The sequence below is a fragment of the Herbidospora galbida genome, from assembly GCF_005233835.1.
In the GTDB taxonomy this organism is placed as follows: Bacteria; Actinomycetota; Actinomycetes; order Streptosporangiales; family Streptosporangiaceae; genus Herbidospora; species Herbidospora galbida.
Genome location: NZ_SZQA01000011.1, coordinates 39,680 through 56,569, shown reverse-complemented (window position 1 = coordinate 56,569; position 16,890 = coordinate 39,680). Strand labels below are relative to the sequence as shown.

The 16,890-nt window shown below is 69.8% G+C and carries 18 protein-coding genes; 5 read left to right on the top strand and 13 right to left on the bottom strand.

Going from position 1 to position 16,890, the window contains the following annotated elements; translation table 11 throughout:
- Positions 1-66: 66 nt before the first annotated feature.
- Together FDA94_RS13700 and FDA94_RS40475 are read left to right on the top strand one after the other, a co-directional pair.
- Positions 67-759 carry a hypothetical protein gene (locus tag FDA94_RS13700; protein WP_212735315.1) on the top strand — a complete coding sequence of 231 codons (693 nt, stop codon included), beginning with the start codon at positions 67-69 and terminating at the stop codon, positions 757-759.
- Positions 760-932: 173 nt separating this feature from the next.
- Positions 933-1,100, top strand: a complete 168-nt coding sequence (locus FDA94_RS40475; protein ID WP_137247440.1) for a hypothetical protein — start codon at positions 933-935, stop codon at positions 1,098-1,100.
- Positions 1,101-1,193: 93 nt separating this feature from the next.
- Here the strand turns inward: FDA94_RS40475 and FDA94_RS13690 are convergent, their stop codons facing one another.
- On the bottom strand, positions 1,194-2,357 hold the full coding sequence (locus FDA94_RS13690) for an acyl-CoA dehydrogenase family protein (RefSeq protein ID WP_137247439.1): 1,164 nt from the start codon (positions 2,355-2,357) through the stop codon (positions 1,194-1,196).
- A 110-nt stretch (positions 2,358-2,467) separates the two neighbouring features.
- Here FDA94_RS13690 and FDA94_RS13685 point away from each other — a divergent pair, with 110 nt between their 5' ends.
- On the top strand, positions 2,468-3,778 hold the full coding sequence (locus tag FDA94_RS13685; protein ID WP_137247438.1) for a UDP-glucose dehydrogenase family protein: 1,311 nt from the start codon (positions 2,468-2,470) through the stop codon (positions 3,776-3,778).
- Positions 3,779-3,831: 53 nt separating this feature from the next.
- Positions 3,832-4,113: a hypothetical protein gene (locus FDA94_RS13680; RefSeq protein WP_137247437.1), complete on the top strand. Its 282-nt coding sequence runs from the start codon at positions 3,832-3,834 to the stop codon at positions 4,111-4,113.
- Positions 4,114-4,116: 3 nt separating this feature from the next.
- Here the strand turns inward: FDA94_RS13680 and purE are convergent, their stop codons facing one another.
- From purE to FDA94_RS13665, 3 genes are read right to left on the bottom strand one after another with little or no spacing between them, the layout of a single operon-like run.
- Positions 4,117-4,602, bottom strand: a complete 486-nt coding sequence (gene purE / locus FDA94_RS13675) for a 5-(carboxyamino)imidazole ribonucleotide mutase (protein WP_137247533.1) — start codon at positions 4,600-4,602, stop codon at positions 4,117-4,119.
- Positions 4,603-4,627: 25 nt separating this feature from the next.
- The gene (locus FDA94_RS13670; RefSeq protein ID WP_137247532.1) at positions 4,628-5,698 is read right to left on the bottom strand and encodes a 5-(carboxyamino)imidazole ribonucleotide synthase; all 1,071 of its coding nucleotides are present in this window, start codon (positions 5,696-5,698) and stop codon (positions 4,628-4,630) included.
- Between the two features lie 49 nt (positions 5,699-5,747).
- Complete coding sequence (locus FDA94_RS13665; protein ID WP_137247436.1) at positions 5,748-6,695, bottom strand: hypothetical protein; 948 nt, start codon at positions 6,693-6,695, stop codon at positions 5,748-5,750.
- A 218-nt stretch (positions 6,696-6,913) separates the two neighbouring features.
- On the opposite strand from FDA94_RS13665, the gene FDA94_RS13660 reads away from it, so the two are divergent.
- The gene (locus FDA94_RS13660; RefSeq protein ID WP_170990922.1) at positions 6,914-7,396 is read left to right on the top strand and encodes a GtrA family protein; all 483 of its coding nucleotides are present in this window, start codon (positions 6,914-6,916) and stop codon (positions 7,394-7,396) included.
- Here the strand turns inward: FDA94_RS13660 and FDA94_RS13655 are convergent.
- The 9 genes from FDA94_RS13655 to FDA94_RS13615 form a co-directional block, all read right to left on the bottom strand.
- Positions 7,369-8,616 carry an ATP-binding protein gene (locus FDA94_RS13655; protein WP_246059850.1) on the bottom strand — a complete coding sequence of 416 codons (1,248 nt, stop codon included), beginning with the start codon at positions 8,614-8,616 and terminating at the stop codon, positions 7,369-7,371. The two genes, FDA94_RS13660 and FDA94_RS13655, sit on opposite strands and share 28 nt — an antisense overlap.
- Before the next feature lie 29 nt (positions 8,617-8,645).
- On the bottom strand, positions 8,646-9,314 hold the full coding sequence (locus FDA94_RS13650) for a response regulator transcription factor (protein WP_030451323.1): 669 nt from the start codon (positions 9,312-9,314) through the stop codon (positions 8,646-8,648).
- 200 nt (positions 9,315-9,514) lie between these two features.
- A complete protein-coding gene (gene bfr, locus FDA94_RS13645; protein ID WP_062342923.1) occupies positions 9,515-9,997 on the bottom strand; it encodes a bacterioferritin in 483 nt (160 codons plus the stop codon).
- A 15-nt stretch (positions 9,998-10,012) separates the two neighbouring features.
- Positions 10,013-10,192 carry a (2Fe-2S)-binding protein gene (locus FDA94_RS13640; protein ID WP_062342920.1) on the bottom strand — a complete coding sequence of 60 codons (180 nt, stop codon included), beginning with the start codon at positions 10,190-10,192 and terminating at the stop codon, positions 10,013-10,015.
- Between the two features lie 86 nt (positions 10,193-10,278).
- Positions 10,279-10,791, bottom strand: a complete 513-nt coding sequence (locus tag FDA94_RS13635) for a PH domain-containing protein (protein ID WP_137247435.1) — start codon at positions 10,789-10,791, stop codon at positions 10,279-10,281.
- A 53-nt stretch (positions 10,792-10,844) separates the two neighbouring features.
- Entirely contained in the window at positions 10,845-11,660 is an 816-nt protein-coding gene (locus FDA94_RS13630; RefSeq protein WP_137247434.1) for a biotin--[acetyl-CoA-carboxylase] ligase, read from the bottom strand.
- Positions 11,661-11,814: 154 nt separating this feature from the next.
- Positions 11,815-14,463, bottom strand: coding sequence for a phosphoenolpyruvate carboxylase (locus FDA94_RS13625; RefSeq protein WP_137247433.1), 2,649 nt, complete (start codon positions 14,461-14,463; stop codon positions 11,815-11,817).
- 80 nt (positions 14,464-14,543) lie between these two features.
- Positions 14,544-16,097, bottom strand: coding sequence for a hypothetical protein (locus FDA94_RS13620; RefSeq protein WP_137247432.1), 1,554 nt, complete (start codon positions 16,095-16,097; stop codon positions 14,544-14,546).
- A complete protein-coding gene (locus FDA94_RS13615) occupies positions 16,073-16,837 on the bottom strand; it encodes an ABC transporter ATP-binding protein (protein ID WP_062342910.1) in 765 nt (254 codons plus the stop codon). The genes FDA94_RS13620 and FDA94_RS13615 overlap by 25 nt, the downstream gene beginning before the upstream one ends.
- Positions 16,838-16,890 lie beyond the last annotated feature (53 nt).

The window sequence follows — 16,890 nt, the reverse complement described above, 5'->3', positions numbered from 1 at the left end:
GCGGCGTTGGTCATGATAGCCATGGGCGGAGTCGCTCCGGCCAATGCCAGCAGCGGAAGAGCACCCGTGACCGTCTCCGTCTCGGCGACGGACGGCTGGCAGGATGCCGGACTTTTCCTCCACGCCGGCGACACCCTCATCGTCAGGTTCATCTCGGGAACCTGGACAGTGGACCACCGCAACTTCCCGCACGTCGGCCCGGCCGGATATCCGGCCCACATCGATGCGCAGATCTGGCAGGGCTGCAAGCTGAAGCCGGCCGCCTACGGCAAACTCCTGGCGAGCGTCGACCAGATCAATCTCACGGAAGTGGGCGCCGGTGGCGTCTTCTCGATCAAGCAGTCAGGACGGCTGCGGTTCCGCATCCATGACGGCGACACATGCCTTGGCGACAACGCCGGCGCGGTCAAGGTGACCGTCGCGCACCTCGGCCACGGACTACTGCAGGCCATCAAGGACGACGTGGCGGAACTCCAGCAGAAATCGCGGACGAAGAAGCCGTCTAACACGCTGTCGCCTGCGGAGATAAAGGCGATCATTCCCGTTCTGAAGAGGCTCAAGTCCAACCTCTGGTGGCTGTTGAAGGAAGTCGCCAACGACGCGGCCTGGGACCTGGCGGCCAAGGCGATCGGCACGGTCTCGGTCCTCAAACTGAAGACCTTCCTCAATCCTTGCTTCAGCCTTTCGTGGGAGACGTTCCTCACCTCCAAGGACTGCCTGAAGCTGTGGTCCCTTCCAACCAAGACGTTCAAGGCTTAGCGCCGAAGAAAGACGGGCCTCGGGGCGTCCCCTTCTAGGGATGGCATGACTGGAAGCCGCCCTGGATCGAGCCTTTCCAAGTCCCCGCGCCGACGAAGGACGCCAACAGCCGGACGCGTTTCACGACGTCGCGCGAAGAAGGCCTCCACCAGCTCCGCCACTCCTACGCGAGCATGATTCTGGCCGGCGCGGTCTCCGTAAAGGACCTCGCCGAGTACCCCGGCCACGCCGACCCGGGCTTCACTCTGCGTGTCTATGCGCACCTGATGCCCGGCTCCCACGACCGAGCCCGCAAAGCGATCGACGATCGCCTGTTCCGCCCGCGTCTCATCTCTCACTGAACACGGACGGAACAGTGATCCTTTAGGTCGCCTAAGCCGACCCGCGAAACCCCGCCGCAGAACCAGCCTCGGCGGGGTTTCGCTGTTCAGGCCCTACTTGAGCAGCTGCCGCGCCATCACCATGCGCTGGATCTGGTTGGTCCCCTCGTAGATCTGGGTGATCTTCGCGTCGCGCATCATCCGCTCCACCGGATAGTCGCGCGTGTACCCGTACCCCCCGAGCAGCTGCACCGCGTCGGTCGTGATCTCCATCGCCGCGTCGGAGGCCGCCGTCTTGGCCGCCGAGGAGAAGAACGTCAGGTCCTTGACCGGCGTGCCGTGCATCGCCAGCTCCGACTTGGCCGCCGCCGCATAGGTCAGCTGCCGCGCCGCCTCCAGCTTCATCGCCATGTCGGCGATCATGAACTGGACGCCCTGGAAGTCGCCGATGGCCTTGCCGAACTGCCGGCGCTCCTTGACGTACCCCACGGCGAAGTCGAGCGCCCCCTGGGCGATGCCGAGGGCCTGCGCGGCGATGGTGATGCGGGTGTGGTCGAGGGTCGCCAGGGCGGTCTTGAAGCCCGTGCCGGGGGCGCCGATCATGCGGGAGGCGGGGATGCGCACGTTCTCGAGGATCACCTGCCGGGTCGGCGAGCCCTTGATGCCGAGCTTCCTCTCCTTCGGCCCGAACGAGACGCCCTCGTCGGACTTCTCGACGACGAACGCGGAGATCCCCCGGGCGCCGGCCGACGGGTCGGTCACCGCCATCACCGTGTAGTACTCGGAGATCCCGGCGTTGGTGATCCACGTCTTCACGCCGTCGAGGACGTAGGAGTCGCCGTCGGCCACGGCGCGGGTGCGCATCGCGGCGGCGTCGGAGCCGGCCTCGGCCTCGGAGAGGGCGTAGGAGAACATCGCCTCGCCCCGGGCGACGGCGGGCAGGTAGGCCGCCTTGAGCTCCGCCGACGCCGACAGCAGCAGGGGCACCGTGCCGAGCTTGTTGACCGCGGGGATGAGCGAGGAGGACGCGCAGACCCGGGCCACCTCCTCGATGACGATCACCGCCGCGAGCGCGTCGGCCCCCGCTCCGCCGTATTCCTCGGGCACGTGGACCGCGTGGAAATCAGCCGCGACGAGGTCTTTGTAGGAGTCTTCGGGGAACTCCTCGTTCTCGTCGGCCGCGGCGGCGCGCGGGGCGATCTTCTCTTCGGCCAGGGCCCGGACCGCCTCGCGGAGCATGTCGTGCTCCTCCGCCGGCGCGTACAGAGGAAAGCTCATGTACGGATTCTAGGACGTCCAACTATCGCAGCGGTGGGCGATCTGCCCCGGATAGCCTCAGGTAACATCACACACCCTGATAAATGCAGGTCATCGAGGGGAGCGGCGGCGTGACACACCGACTGACGGTCCTGGGGACCGGATATCTGGGAGCGACGCATGCCGCGTGCATGGCGGAGCTCGGCTTCGACGTGCTCGGGCTCGACGTCGATCCCGACAAGATCGCCCGGCTGCGGCGCGGCGAGTCGCCGATCTACGAACCGGGCCTGGAGGCCCTCCTCAAGAAACACGTGGCCACCGGCCGGCTGCGGTTCACCACCTCCTACGAGGAGGTCGCGGAGTTCGGCGACGTCCACTTCGTCTGCGTCGGTACCCCCCAGAAGAGGGGCGAGTACGCCGCCGACGTCTCCTACCTCGACCAGGTCGTCGACTCCCTGGGCCCGCACCTGCGGCGCGACTGTCTCGTCGTGGGCAAGTCGACCGTCCCGGTCGGCACCGCCCAGCGCCTCGCCACCCGGCTCCAGCGGCTGGCGGGCGACCACGTCGAGCTGGCCTGGAACCCCGAGTTCCTCCGTGAGGGCTTCGCCGTGAACGACACCCTCCACCCCGACCGGATCGTCCTCGGCGTCGCCTCACCCAGGGCCGAGCGGATCCTCCGGGAGGTCTACGCGCCGCTCGGCGAGGTCCCGATCGTGGTCACCGACTTCCCGACCGCCGAGCTGGTCAAGTCGGCCGCCAACGCGTTCCTGGCCACCAAGATCTCGTTCATCAACGCCATGGCCGAGGTCTGCGAGGCCGCCCAGGCCGACGTGAAACAGCTCTCCAAGGCTCTCTCGTACGACGAACGCATCGGCGGCCGCTTCCTCAACCCCGGCCTGGGGTTCGGCGGCGGCTGCCTGCCCAAGGACATCCGCGCCTTCATGGCCCGCGCCGGGGAACTGGGCGCCGACCAGGCCCTGACCTTCCTGCGCGAGGTCGACGCGATCAACATGCGCCGCCGCGCCCGCATGGTCGACCTGGCCCGCGACATGGTCGGCGGCTCCTTCCGCAACCGCGTGGTCGGCGTCCTGGGCGCCGCCTTCAAGCCCAACTCCGACGACATCCGCGACTCCCCCGCCCTCGACGTCGCCGCCACGATCGGCCACGAGGGCGGATCGGTCACCGTCTACGACCCGGTCGCCCTCGACAACGCCCGCAAGGCCCAGCCGACCCTCGGCTACGCCGAATCGGCCCTGGACGCCGCCCGCGACGCCGACGTGGTCCTGCTGCTGACCGAATGGCAGGAGTTCGTCGACCTCGACCCCCACACCCTGGGCCGCGTGGTGAGTGTCCGCAACATCGTCGACGGCCGCAACGCCCTCGACGCCACGACCTGGCGAGAGGCCGGCTGGACCTACCGTGCCCTCGGCCGGCCGCAGTAAACCATCACCCAACCGCGATATACGAGCACTAGACCTTTATGTACGTTCGAGGCATGTCGAACGATTACTTCGTGACGTACACGACTCCTCGCGGAAGTGTGATCAGCCTCCCGTTCCTCAGCGAACAGCAGAAGAACGCCGTAATCGCCGCTCTCAATCCGGGCCCGGAAAGAGGACTCACCACAGCCGACAACGAGACCTGCGGTCAGTGCCAAGGAGCCGGCGGATGGCATGAGGTCGTCGAGTTCAAGACCGCATCCGGCGCCACCGTGGTCACGCGCAAATGGGTCAACTGTCATCGCTGCGGGGGAACCGGCCAGACTCCGAAGAAGTAGTCCCTACGAAGCGGCGCCTTCTGCCGCGGCCTTCCGGAGGGCCTCGCCCTTGGCGTAGGCGGTCTTCTTCAGGTCGGCCTGGAACTCGACCATCCGCTCCTGCAGCGCCGGGTCGGACGCCGCGAGGATCCGTACCGCCAGCAGCCCCGCGTTGCGGGCCCCGCCGACCGCGACCGTCGCGACCGGGACGCCGGCCGGCATCTGGACGATCGACAGCAGCGAGTCCATCCCGTCGAGGTACTTCAGCGGCACCGGCACGCCGATGACCGGCAGCGGGGTCACGGAGGCCAGCATGCCCGGCAGGTGGGCCGCGCCGCCCGCGCCCGCCACGATCACCTTCAGGCCCCGGGAGGCGGCCGACTTGCCGTACGCGATCATCTCCTCGGGCATCCGGTGGGCCGACACGACGTCGGCCTCGAAGGACACTCCGAACTCGCGCAGCGCCTCGGCGGCCTGGCCCATGACGGGCCAGTCGCTGTCGCTGCCCATGACGATGCCGACGGAAGGCGTCAGGTCAGACACCGAGAGGTCCTCTCAGGCAGGTGACCGCGTGCCGGGCCCTCGCGCGGACCTCGTCGAGGTCGTCGCCGAGGGCGGTCACGTGGCCGATCTTGCGGCCCGGACGGACGTCCTTGCCGTAGAAGTGGATCTTGATGCCGGGGTCGTTGGCCATCACGTGCTCGTAGCGCGAGTACACGTCGGGCTCGGGGCCGCCCAGCAGGTTGGCCATCACGACCACGGGAGCCGCCATCTCGGGCGAGCCCAGCGGCAGGTCGAGCACCGCCCGCAGGTGCTGCTCGAACTGAGAGGTGCGGGCGCCCTCGATCGTCCAGTGCCCGGAGTTGTGCGGGCGCATGGCCAGCTCGTTCACCAGCAGGCCCGTGGCGGTCTGGAACATCTCCACCGCCAGCAGGCCGGTCACGCCGAGCTCCTCGGCGATGGTCAGGGCGATCCGCTGCGCCTCGGCGGCGAGCTCGGGGTCGAGACCGGGGGCGGGCGCGATCACCTCGACGCAGATCCCGTCTTCCTGGACGGTCTCCACGACCGGGTAGGCCACCCCCTGCCCGTGGGGCGAGCGCGCCACCAGCACGGCGAGCTCCCGCTCGAAGGGCACGATCTCCTCGGCGATGAGGTCGATCCCGTGGGAGACCACCTCGTCGACCTCGGCCTGGGTCCGCGCCACCCACACGCCCCGCCCGTCGTAGCCGCCCCTGACGGCCTTCAGCACGACGGGGGCGGTGAAGTCGGTCGAGCTCCACCGGGGGCACGGCACCCCGAGAGCGGTCAGCCGTTCACGCATGACCCGCTTGTCCTGGGCGTGGACGAGCGCCGCGGCGCCCGGCCGGGCCGGCACGCCGAGCGACTCGATCAGCTCGGTCGGCACGTGCTCGTGGTCGAAGGTCACCACGTCGCAGCCCTTGGCCAGGGCCAGGAGGTCGTCGAGGTCGCGGTGGTCGCCGAGCCGGGTGTCGACGACGACCTTGGCCGCGCTCTCGTCGCGCGAACCGGCCAGCACCCGGAGCTCGACGCCGAGGGCGATGGCGGCCTGCTGGGTCATCCGGGCCAGCTGCCCGGCGCCGACCATGCCGACGATGAAGGGGCTGTTCACGAAGGGGAAGCTTACCCAGCCCGGTTCAGCCGTTCGTCACGGAGGCCAGCCTGCGGCCCATCCCCACGGTCGTCATCCGGCCGTCGGCGTCGACCTTCGTGGCCAGGAACAACAGCTCCTCGGCGGTCAGCTTGACGAGCCGGCCCTGCCCGGCGAAGGCGCGGACGTCCCGGTCGGCGAAGGCGGGATCGGCCAGTTCGCTCCGGCCGGGGCCCGGAGTCTGGGTGGTGACCACGCGCAGGGTGTGGAAGACGAGGGAGGCGCCGCCGGGAAGGGCCAGCACGTGGACCGGCGCGCCTCGGACGAGGCGCACGTCGACGCTGGTCTTGTCGGGACGGTGCGCCGCCGGGGCCCGGGTCATCGAGTCGCGCAGTTGGCGCATGGCGTCGCCGGAGGAGACGCGGATGCCGTTGACGCCCGTCGGGTCGGTCAGATAAGTCAGGCAGCGCTGAGACACCAGGCTGGCGGTGACCTGCGGGTTGACGCCGCCGGCGGGCACGACGGCTTCGGTCACGGGCACCTCGGGGGCGCCGTCGGGCACCGGGACCGGCCCGAGGGCCAGCCGCCAGCCGTCCTTGCCCTGGGTGAAGACGAAGTAGGCCGGGCCGGGCTTCTTCGCCAGGGCGGCGAACCAGGGCTTGCCCCTGGCGGTGCGGCTCGGCAGGTAGAACTCCGGCTCGCCGTAGTCGAACCGGGCGCTCTCGTGACCGAGCGCGGTGGCCGTGCAGGCGGCGCCGCCCAGCTCGGCGGCGGGGGCGGCGAGCAGCCGGGCCACGCCGTCGCAGTCGCTGTCGCCCCAGGCGGTCTCGAGCTCGCCCAGCTCGGCGAAGGCGGCCTCGGCGGCGGCCAGGGTGAGGATCTCGGGCTCGCGAGTAGGGGACTCCCGGGCCGTGGTCTCCGCGGGCAGCCCACCGCAGGCGGCCAACAGGCCCAGCACGATCCCGATGATCATCGTCCGGCTCAGTCGGCCCATGAGGATGCCCGCACCTCTCCCAAATGTGCGCGCGGGTGTGACGTCGGGCGCCAACGTAGCCCGTGGCGGCCCCGATCGGGCCGCAAAGTCTGAAATTTCTTGAAATGTTCTTGGACGACCTGGGCAGAAAGGGACTCAGAGGAAGCTTTCAGCCCGGCTCACAGCCCCAACCGGTAGCCTGAGACGACCCCATCCCACCAGGAAGGACTGTGCGGCTCGTGCAGCAACTCATCCGCGGCGCCTATGCGCGATTCGCCACCCTCCTCCGTGAAGTGATCAAATTCGGCGCCGTGGGCGCGATCGCCGCTGTGATCAAGTTCGGCCTGGTGAACATCCTCTGGTCCATGTGGGGCTCCGAGGGCACGCTGATCGCCAACGTCATCGCCACGGTGGTCGCCACCACGTTCGCCTACTTCGGCAACCGGTTCTGGACCTTCCGCCACCGTGAGCAGAGCGGCCTGGCCCGCGAGTACATCCTGTTCTTCGCCTTCAACGGCGTCGGCCTGCTGATCGAGCTGATCTGCCTCGGCTTCATCCGCTACACGCTCGGCTTCGACAGCCTGCTGGCCAACAACATCGGCCTCGTGATCGGCACCGGTCTCGGCACGCTGTTCCGCTTCTGGTCGTACAAGCGCTGGGTGTTCATGGCCCCGCCGGTGGTCCAGGAGGAAGGTCAGGCGGGGCCGCTCACCACGCGATAGCCCTTTTCGTCGTCGCCGACCTTCCGCAGGAAGATCGCGAACGTGGCCGGCCGGGGTTTGACCAGCTCCAGCCGTCCGCCGTCGGCGGCGACCAGTGACCGTGCCAGCGTGAGCCCGAGCCCGGTGCCGCTGCCGCCGGTCACACTCCGTTCGAAGATCCTGGTACGGATCTTCTCGGGCACCCCTTCGCCCTGGTCGGAGACCTCGATGACGATCGACTTCTCCGAGCTCGTCGTGGTGATCGACACGATGCCGCCCCCGTGGTGCAGGGAGTTGTCCAGCAGCGTGGCCACGACCTGGCTGAGCCCGCCCGTGGTGGCCAGCGCGTGCAGGCCCCGGCTCCCGGTGAGCTGGATCGACCGGTGGGAGCGCCGGAACGCCGGATCCCACTCGGTGATCTGCTGGACCAGCACCTCGTCGACGTCGATCGGCTCGGCCTGGGAGTGGCGCTGCCGCCGGGCGGCGTTGAGCAGCTCGTCGATGACCGCCGTCAGGCGCTCGGCCTGGACGATCGCCGCCTCCCCCTCCTCGCGCACGATGGCCGGCTGGGACGCCGCCGCGACGATCTCCTCCAGGCGCATCGTGAGCCCGGTCAGGGGCGTGCGGAGCTGGTGGGAGGCGTCGGTGGCGAACTCGCGCTCCCGTCCGAGCAGCTCGGAGATGCGGATCGCGCTGCGGTCGAGCACCTCGGCGACCCGGTCGAGCTCGGGGATGCCGTAGCGGTGTTTGCTCGGACGGGCGTCGCCCGAGCCCAGCCGCTCCGCGATCTTGGCCAGATCGAGGAGCGGCAGCGTGAGTCTCCGCGACGTCACGACCGCCAGCCCGATGGCCACGACCAGCGCGGCGACCGCCAGGGCGATGGTCAGCAGCAGCCGCGCCCGGATGTCACGGTCGATCTCCGCGGTGTCGCGGCTGAGCCGGACGACGCCGTTCTCGGAGCGCGCGTCCTCGGTCAGCGACCGGTTCACGGGAGGTTCGACGCCGACGGTGATCGGCTCGATGCCGCGGAACGCGACCTGGATGAACCGGCTGGGGTAGTTCCGCTCCAGTTGTTTGGGATCGACCGGCTGCTCCTGGCTGATGGCGTACTCAACGCTGATCAGCACGCGCGTCGCCTCCGCTCGGAGCTCCTGCGCGGCCTCGTCGTTGATGAGACGTACGACGACAACACCGAGGGGAACTCCGAGCAGCAGCACCGCGATGACCGCGACGAGCAGCATCGAAGAGAGCAGACGCCTCCGCATGCCCCTTACTCGCGTTCGAAGCGGAAGCCGACCCCTCGGACGGTCGTGATGTACCGCGGCTTCGCCGCGTCGTCACCGAGCTTGCGCCGCAGCCAGGAGATGTGCATGTCGAGGGTCTTGGTGGAACCCCACCAGTTGGTGTCCCAGACCTCCCGCATGATCTGCTCCCGGGTCACGACCTTGCCGGCGTCGCGCACGAGCACGCGGAGCAGGTCGAACTCCTTGGTGGTCAGATGGAGCTCCTTGTCGCCCATCCAGGCCCGGCGGGAGTCGGCGTCGATCCGCACGCCCTGGACCACCGGCGTTTCGGAGGTCCCCCGCCGCAGCAGGGCCCGTACGCGGGCGAGCAGTTCGGCGAGGCGGAACGGCTTGGTGACGTAGTCGTCGGCCCCGGCGTCGAGGCCGACCACGGTGTCGACCTCGTCGACGCGAGCGGTCAGGATCAGCACGGGAGTGCCGTGGCCCTCGGCCCTGATACGGCGGGCGACCTCCAGGCCGTCCATCTCCGGGAGACCGAGGTCGAGAACGATGAGGTCGACGCCTCCCGAGAGTGCCCTTTCCAGGGCCTGCGGGCCGTCGGGACTCACCTCGACTTGGTAGCCCTCCCGGCGCAGGGCGCGCGCAAGCGGCTCGGAGATCGAGGTGTCATCCTCGGCGAGAAGTACGCAGGTCATGGAAGCGATCGTAGGACCTTAGGCGATCGTTTCCCGGGCACAGCGCGCGGTTTGACTCCACGTTGACCCATCAATTGACCTGGGCAAACATGGACAAAGGCGTTTTTGCGGCGGCATGTCCGGGCGGCCTGGAGCGGAGAAAAGCGAACGCCCGCCGGGGGCCCGGCGGGCGTTTCTCGCGGCCCTGCGTCTCGACTGCGTCAGGACGCGGACGGCGGCTCGGCGTACCGCTGGAGGTACAGAGCGTCACCAAGCGTCTCCATGAGGGACAACTCGGTCTCCAGGTAGTCGATGTGGTGTTCCTCGTCCTTGAGGATCTCCTCGAAGAGCAGCGCCGAGACGATGTCGCCGCGCTCACGCATCAGGGCGATGCCCGGCTTCAGGCGCTTGACCACGCCGAGCTCGAGCTCCAGGTCGCTCTGGATCTGCTCCTTGACGGTCTGGCCGACGTGGAGGGTGAAGAGCTTCTGGTAGTTGGGCAGGCCGTCGAGGAAGAGGATGCGGTCGGTCAGCGCCTCGGCGTGGCGCATCTCGTCGATCGACTCGGCGCGGGTGAAGCTGGCGAGCTTGGTGAAGCCCCAGTTCTCCTGCATCTTGGCGTGGAGGAAGTACTGATTGATGGCCGTCAGCTCAGACGTAAGCTGCTCGTTGAGCAGCGCAATGATGTCCTTGTCGCCCTGCATGCCGGGGCCCCTTGCCTAAGCGGTCGTGATCAAACTCTCTGACCGCTTCAGAATGGCACAGATCTTCCTGACACAAGAGGCGCAGTCGCCCCCGGCGCCCGTGGTGTCGCGGATCTGCCGGACGGTCCGGGCGCCGTTGGCGATGCAGTCGTGCACCTCGTTCTCGGTGACGGCGCGGCACACACAGGCGTACATCCAGGGACCCTTCGGAGAAGCATAGGTAAGGCTCTCCTAAGGTAGCCGACTTTGGTTAGGCTTGCCTATGTGAGGACCGCCACAGATCAGTGACCGTCGACGACCCCGTCGGACGCGTCCTCCACCAGCCGGAACAGATCGGCGCGGATGGTCTGGATCTTGGGAATGTCGCGGTAGTCGATGACCCCGCGTTCGGACGCCGACTCTACCTTCAGGGTCCCGCTGCCCAGGACGCGCTCCATCAGGGTCTGGTCGGAGCTGACCGAGTTGACCTTGGCGAGCGGGATGTCGTCCTGGGACTTGCTGAGGACGCCGGTGCTGATCGTGAACCGGTGGGTGGTCAGCGTGTAGCCGGTCGTCTTCCACCGCAGATAGGGCACGAAGGTGAGCAGGACGAGCGCGACGACCGAGACCACCGCGACCGCGATGCGGGCGATGCCGGAGTATTCGTAGTCGTTCGGTATGAAGTAGATCGCGGCCGACGAGGCGGCCACGACGAGGACCAGCGCGAGGAACGGACCGACGAGCCGCTTCCAGTGAGGGTGGAACGAGTGGACGACTCGCTCTCCGTCGGTCAGGTAGTGATCAGGGAGACCCATGGGCCACATCGTGGCACGTACCGGTCCGTCCCGGGCAGGGTTGACGCGAAGCGCTACAGGCGCGCGTGGACGACGTCGCCCGCGCTCAGCGGGTGGTCGACGCCCCCGCTCCTGACGATGAGCTGACCCGACTCGCTGATGCCGGTCGCCCGGCCCGCGAGCAGCCGTTCGCCGGGCAGTTCGACCCGGACCTCCTGCCCGACCGTCGCGCTCGCCGCCAGGTAGGCGGCCCGCAGCCCCGACGCGTCGGCGTCGCCGCCGGCCAGACACCAGTCGCGGTAGAGCCGTTCGAGCTCCCGCAGCACCCCGGCCAGCAGCCGGTCGCGGTCGAGGCAGGCCGCTCCGGCCAGTGCGAGGGAGGTGGCGTGGCCGACGGGGAGCTCGGACTCGCGGAGGCTGACGTTGAGGCCCATGCCGATGACGACGGCCGAATCGATGCGCTCGGCCAGGATGCCAGCCAGCTTGCGCTCGTCGTGGAGCAGGTCGTTGGGCCATTTCAGCCGTACGTCGACCTCGGCGACCTGCCGGATCGCGGTGGCGGCGGCCAGCCCGAACAGCAGCGGCAGCCAGCCCTGCAGCGCGACCTTGACGTCGGGCCGGAGCAGGACCGAGAAGGTGAGCCCGGAACGCGGCGGGGCGATCCAGACGCGGCCGAGGCGGCCCCGCCCGGCGTACTGGGACTCGGCCGCCAGGACCGCGCCCTCGCGGACGCCGTCGCGGACGGCCTGCCCGAGGTCCGCGTTGGTGGAGCCGGTGCGCTCGACCACGGTGAGGGACGACCACAACGATCCGGGCCGGACCAGCTCGGCCCTGAGGGCGGCCTGGGACAACTGGGGCCGGTCGAGATCGGGATACGAAGGTTCGGGCATGACTGCCATTCTCCCTTCCGAACACCGTTCCGTTCGACGAACAGTCGATGACCTGGGATTACTACCCCATGTAGTCGCGGCTACCCGTGAGGGTCACGGTTGACCGTTATGAGGGGAATGGCAGGCCCGCCCCGCGGGGCGGGCCCCGATTCGGTCAGCCCGTGTTCTGCAGGCCGGCGGCCACGCCGTTGACGCTGAGCAGGAGCAGCGTCGAGAGGCTCTCGCGCTCGTCGTCGCTGAGGTCGCCGGAGGTCCGCAGCGCGGTCAGCGCCCGCAGCTGCAGGTGCGACAGGGCGTCGACGTAGGGGTCTCTCAGCTGGACGGCCCTCGACAGCACCCTTCTCGACTCCAGCAGCCGGGAGTGGCCGGTGATCTCCAGGACCAGCCGCCGGGTCAGGTCGTATTCGTCCATGACCTGCTTGAAGAAGTCGTCGCGGCCGCCCAGCGCCAGGTAGCGGCTGGCGATGGCGCGGTCGGTCTTGGCCAGCGACATCTCCACGTTGTCGAGCAGCGAGGCGAACAGCGGCCACTCCTTGTAGGCCTCCCGCAGTTCCGCCTGGCCTCCGGCGTCGAGGACGGCGGCCAGGCCGGAGCCCAGGCCGTACCAACCAGGGAGGTTGACCCTCGTCTGGGCCCAGGCGAACACCCACGGGATGGCGCGCAGGTCGTCGAGCGACTTCGGCGCCCCCAGGCCGCGGCGGGCCGGGCGGGAGCCGAGGCGCAGCGAGCCGATCTCCTCAAGCGGGCTGACCAGCGCGAACCACTCGGGGAAGCCGGGCGCCTCGGTCAGGCCCCGGTAGGCCCGCTCGGACGCGGTGGCGACCTGGTCGGCCAGCTCGCGGAACTTCGCGGCGGAGTCGGCGGTGCGCTGCTCGACCGGGCTGGTCGAGGCGAGCAGCACGGCGTTGGTGACCTGCTCGATGTGGCGGCGGGCGATGGCCATGTGGCCGTAGCGGGCGAAGATGACCTCGCCCTGCTCGGTGACCTTGAACCGGCCGTTGACCGAACCCGGCGCCTGGGCGAGGACCGCCCGGTTGGCCGGTCCGCCGCCCCGGCCCAGGGCGCCGCCCCGGCCGTGGAAGAGGGTGAGCACGATCTCGTTCTCGGCGGCCCACTTCGTGAGCGCGGCCTGGGCGTCGTAGAGGCGCATGGTCGCGGCGGCCGGGCCGAGCTCCTTGGCGGAGTCGGAGTAGCCGAGCATGACCTCGACCCGGCGGCCGTTGGCCGCCAGCCGCTTCTGTACGGGTTCGGAGGCGATCATCCCGGTCAGCACGCGCACCGAGTTGTCGAGGTCCTCCCCCGACTCGAACAGCGGCACCACGTCGAGCACCGGCGCGCGGTCGCCCAGGGCGTGGTCGGCCAGGGCGTACACGGCCAGGATGTCGTCGGCCGAGCGGGTGAACGAGACGACGTAGCGGGAGCAGGCGGTGACGCCGAAGCGCTCCTGGATCCAGGCGATGCTCCGGATCGTGGCCAGCACCTCTTCGGTGCGCTCCGACCGGGCCCCGCCGGCCTCGATCTCGGCCAGCGCGGCGGCGTGGACCTGGGAGTGCTGACGCACCTCCAGCTCGGCCAGGTGGAACCCGAAGGTCTCCACCTGCCAGATCAGGTGCTGGAGTTCTCCGTACGCCTGCCGCACCGCGCCGGCCGCGACGAGCGACTCCTGCGCCAGCCGCAGGTCGGTGAGCAGGTCGGCGGGCGACCGGTAGGCGAGGTCGAGGTCGCGGCGGCGGGTCGCGGCGATGCGCCCGGCCACGAACAGCAGCCACTGCCGGTGCGGCTCACTCGGCGAGCGGGTCGCCATCTCGGAGACCAGGTCGGGGAAGTCGCCCTCGGCGCGCGAGAGGGCGGCGCGCAGGGCGGGCGAGAGCGGGGTGCGGTCGGCGGCCGGCGTCATCGTGCGGCCGATGCGGGTGGCCGCGTTCTCCAGCGCGATCAGCACGTGCTCGTTCTGGATCAGCAGGGCCTCACGCGTGACCTTCGAGGTCACGTTGGGGTTGCCGTCGCGGTCGCCGCCGATCCAGGAGCCGTAGCGGATGTAGGGGCGGGCGAGCGGCGGGCGGGTGCCGGTGCCCGGCTCCAGGGCGCCGTCGAGCGACCGGTAGATCAGCGGCACGGCCCGGAAGAGGGTCTCGTCGAAGGCCGCCATCGCGGTGCGCACCTCGTCGAGCGGGTCGAGCTTGGTCGACCGCAGCTGGGCGGTCCGCCACAGCAGGTCGACCTCTTCACGCAGCCGCCGCTTGGCCTCCTGCTGCTCCCCCGCGCCCCGGCCGGGCGTGTTGTAGAGGTCGAGGTGGCCGCTGATCCGCTGGATCGCGGTCACCACCGCGCGCCGCCGGGCCTCGGTCGGGTGGGCCGTCAGCACCGGCCGGAACTCCAGCTCCCCGATGAGACGGTCGAGCTCCGCGGCCCCCACGTCGCTGCGGAGCGCCCGCACGGCCTGCGGCAGCGACTCGGGCACCGGCACGTCGTCGCGGTCGCGCTGCCGCAGGATGCGGATGCGGTAGTGCTCCTCGGCCAGGTTGGCGAGGTGGAAGTAACAGGTGAAGGCACGGGCGATCAACACGGCCCGATCGAGGGGCCATTCGGCGACCAGAGCCGCCACGTCGTCGACCGTGGTCTCCCGCCTGCGGGCGGCGATGACCGCTTTGCGGAGACGTTCGACATCGGCCAGCAGGTCGGGGCCGCCGTCTTCGGCAATTGCCTGCCCCAGGATCTCTCCCAGGAGGCGGACGTCGGCGCGGAGGTCGTCGGGCATCTCGGTGACGGCGCTGTGGCGGTCGTGGTGAGACAGGGCGGCCATGGTTGGAAGACTAGCGAGTGGTCACGAACAGCCTCAGACCGGTCTCACCCATTGGACTAGACCACTGACCAGGCCACTGCCTAGGTCGGCCGCGACACATCCGCCATCAGCTCCGGCATCCGCCGGAAGCCGATCACCGACGCCTTCCTCCGGGCCAGCCAGGCGAGCCCGAAGCCGTAGACCGGCATCAGCACCGACACCCAGACGTAGCCCGCCATGACCGGGATGAGCACCGGCAGCGACAGCACCGCGCCGCCGACCAGCGACCCGATCGACGACACGAACGCCTGCCCGCCCTGCCCGGGGGCGGCGCCGGTGAAGGCGTTGATGCGCTCGGGCTGCGTGTAGGCGATGTAGACGCTGGTGAACGCCCCGACCGTGAAGACCAGCCCCATCACGCCCCAGCCGGTCAGGGCCGCGGGGAGGATCCACTCGGGCTTGGTCAGCAGGCCGGTGACCACGGCCGTCAGGCCGATCAGCGGAACGCCGAGGAAGGTGATGGCGAGCTGGCGTCCGGCCAGGTCGGCGCGGAGGGCCTCGGGTTTGGCGTACACGACGGCGTTGATCCACAGGGCCCGGCCGTCGATGCCGAAGGAGTTGGTCGCCTGCAGCGACACCACCAGGCCGCCCAGCCAGACGGGGAAGACGCCCATCCAGACGGTCGGCTCGCCGCCGGTGTTGTTCCGGGTCGAGAAGATCATGATGATGATGACGGCCAGGGCGCTGACCCAGGTGACGCGGCCCCGGGGGTCGCGGCGGGCGTACTTGAGCTCCTTGGCGACGACCGCCCCGAGCACGCCCTCGGGCAGCAGCCCGCCGAACCGCGACCGCCGGACGCTCCCGCCGCCCTGGCTCGACGAGTCGGCCCTGACGAGGGCGGCCTTGAGCGCGACGATCCACAGCCACGCGCAGCCGGCGGTGAACAGCGCCACCGCCACGACCTCGGCGACCCCCACGAGCCCGCCGTCGGCGATGGCGTGGGCGGCCAGTCCGGTGGGCGACCAGCGCAGCACCCCGGCGGTCCGGGTGATGATCTCCAGGCCGGTGCCGAGCCCCTGGTTGAGCAGCATGCCCGGCAGCTGCGACCCCACGACGAGGAGGATGACGGCGACCGCCATCAGGTCGCGCCCGCGCCGGGTCCGGAGCGCGCCGGACAGCGCGGTGGTGACCAGCCGCGACACCACCAGGCAGCAGGCGAACGCGACGGGCACCGCGACGATCCCGATGACCGCTCCGGTGACCGAGCGGGCCAGCCCGAAGATCACGCCCGTCATCGCGAACAGCGACGCGATCGGCCAGATGCCGACGGCGGAGGAGGCCAGCAGCCCACGCGTGAGCTGCCCGGTCGTCAGCGGGAACAATGCGAGCCGGGCGGGGTCGAGGGTGTCGTCGAGCCCGAACATCAGCAGCGGCCCGACGATCCACATGATCAGGATGGACGTGAAGAAGACCACCCCGACGTCGGCGGCCATGCCGGGATCGAGCGCCCGCAGCCCCGCCATCAGGTAGAACCCGACGAGGGCGACCACCAGCCCGGCGATCAGCGAGAAGATGAACCCGGCCCGCTGCTGCGCGGTGCCCTTGAGGCTCCCGGCGATGAGCCGGAGCTTCAGCCGGACGAAGAGCCCAACCACGACAGGCCCTCCTCTCCGGACCCGCCGGCCCCGACGAGGTCGAGGAACGCCTCGTTGAGCGAACGCCCGCGCCGCACCTCGTCGGTCGGCCCCTGCGCGACGATCTGGCCACGCGACATGACCGAGACCCAGTCGCACAGCCGCTCGACGAGGTCCATGACGTGGCTGGAGAAGATGACGGTCGACCCGGAGGCGGTGTAGCGGCGCAGCACCTCGGTGAGGGTGTTGGCGCTGACCGGGTCGACGCCCTCGAACGGCTCGTCGAGGAACAGCACGGCCGGGTTGTGCAGCAGCGCGGCGGCCAGGCCGATCTTCTTCCGCATGCCGGTCGAGTAGTCGACGACGAGCTTGTCCTGCGACTCGACGAGGTCCATGACCTTCAGCAGCTCGGCGGCCCGCTTCGCACCCTCCTCCCGGGAGATGCCGCGCAGCTCGGCGTTGTAGAGCAGCAGCTCCCGCCCGCTGAGCCGCTCGAAGAGCCGCAGCCCTTCGGGCAGCACTCCGATGGAGCTCTTGACCTTCACGGGCTCGGCCCAGGCGTCGGCGCCGTGGATCTCCACCAGCCCGCCGTCGGGCCTGAGCAGCCCAGTGATCATGCTCAGGGTGGTCGTCTTCCCCGCGCCGTTGGGCCCCACGAGCCCCGCGAAACTCCCGGCCGGTACGACCAGATCCACCCCGGCAACCGCGACCTGCTGCCCGAAGGCCTTCACCAGGCCCCGCGTCCGAACCGCCTCTGTCATGCCCTCCACTCTGCCCCGGCTCGAGCGGATCCGGCTCTGCCGATCTCTGCCAG

Coding starts and splice junctions, on each gene's coding strand:
- FDA94_RS13635 (WP_137247435.1), bottom strand. CDS start 10,791: ATGGGTCTCCCTGATCACTACCTGACCGACGGAGAGCGAGTCGTCCAC.
- bfr (WP_062342923.1), bottom strand. CDS start 9,997: ATGCAGGGCGACAAGGACATCATTGCGCTGCTCAACGAGCAGCTTACG.
- FDA94_RS13655 (WP_246059850.1), bottom strand. CDS start 8,616: ATGCTGCTCGTCGCGGTCATCGCGGTGCTGCTGCTCGGAGTTCCCCTC.
- FDA94_RS13650 (WP_030451323.1), bottom strand. CDS start 9,314: ATGACCTGCGTACTTCTCGCCGAGGATGACACCTCGATCTCCGAGCCG.
- FDA94_RS13640 (WP_062342920.1), bottom strand. CDS start 10,192: ATGTACGCCTGTGTGTGCCGCGCCGTCACCGAGAACGAGGTGCACGAC.
- purE (WP_137247533.1), bottom strand. CDS start 4,602: ATGGGCAGCGACAGCGACTGGCCCGTCATGGGCCAGGCCGCCGAGGCG.
- FDA94_RS40475 (WP_137247440.1), top strand. CDS start 933: ATGATTCTGGCCGGCGCGGTCTCCGTAAAGGACCTCGCCGAGTACCCC.
- FDA94_RS13630 (WP_137247434.1), bottom strand. CDS start 11,660: ATGCCCGAACCTTCGTATCCCGATCTCGACCGGCCCCAGTTGTCCCAG.
- FDA94_RS13690 (WP_137247439.1), bottom strand. CDS start 2,357: ATGAGCTTTCCTCTGTACGCGCCGGCGGAGGAGCACGACATGCTCCGC.
- FDA94_RS13665 (WP_137247436.1), bottom strand. CDS start 6,695: ATGGGCCGACTGAGCCGGACGATGATCATCGGGATCGTGCTGGGCCTG.
- FDA94_RS13680 (WP_137247437.1), top strand. CDS start 3,832: ATGTCGAACGATTACTTCGTGACGTACACGACTCCTCGCGGAAGTGTG.
- FDA94_RS13670 (WP_137247532.1), bottom strand. CDS start 5,698: ATGGTCGGCGCCGGGCAGCTGGCCCGGATGACCCAGCAGGCCGCCATC.
- FDA94_RS13625 (WP_137247433.1), bottom strand. CDS start 14,463: ATGGCCGCCCTGTCTCACCACGACCGCCACAGCGCCGTCACCGAGATG.
- FDA94_RS13615 (WP_062342910.1), bottom strand. CDS start 16,837: ATGACAGAGGCGGTTCGGACGCGGGGCCTGGTGAAGGCCTTCGGGCAG.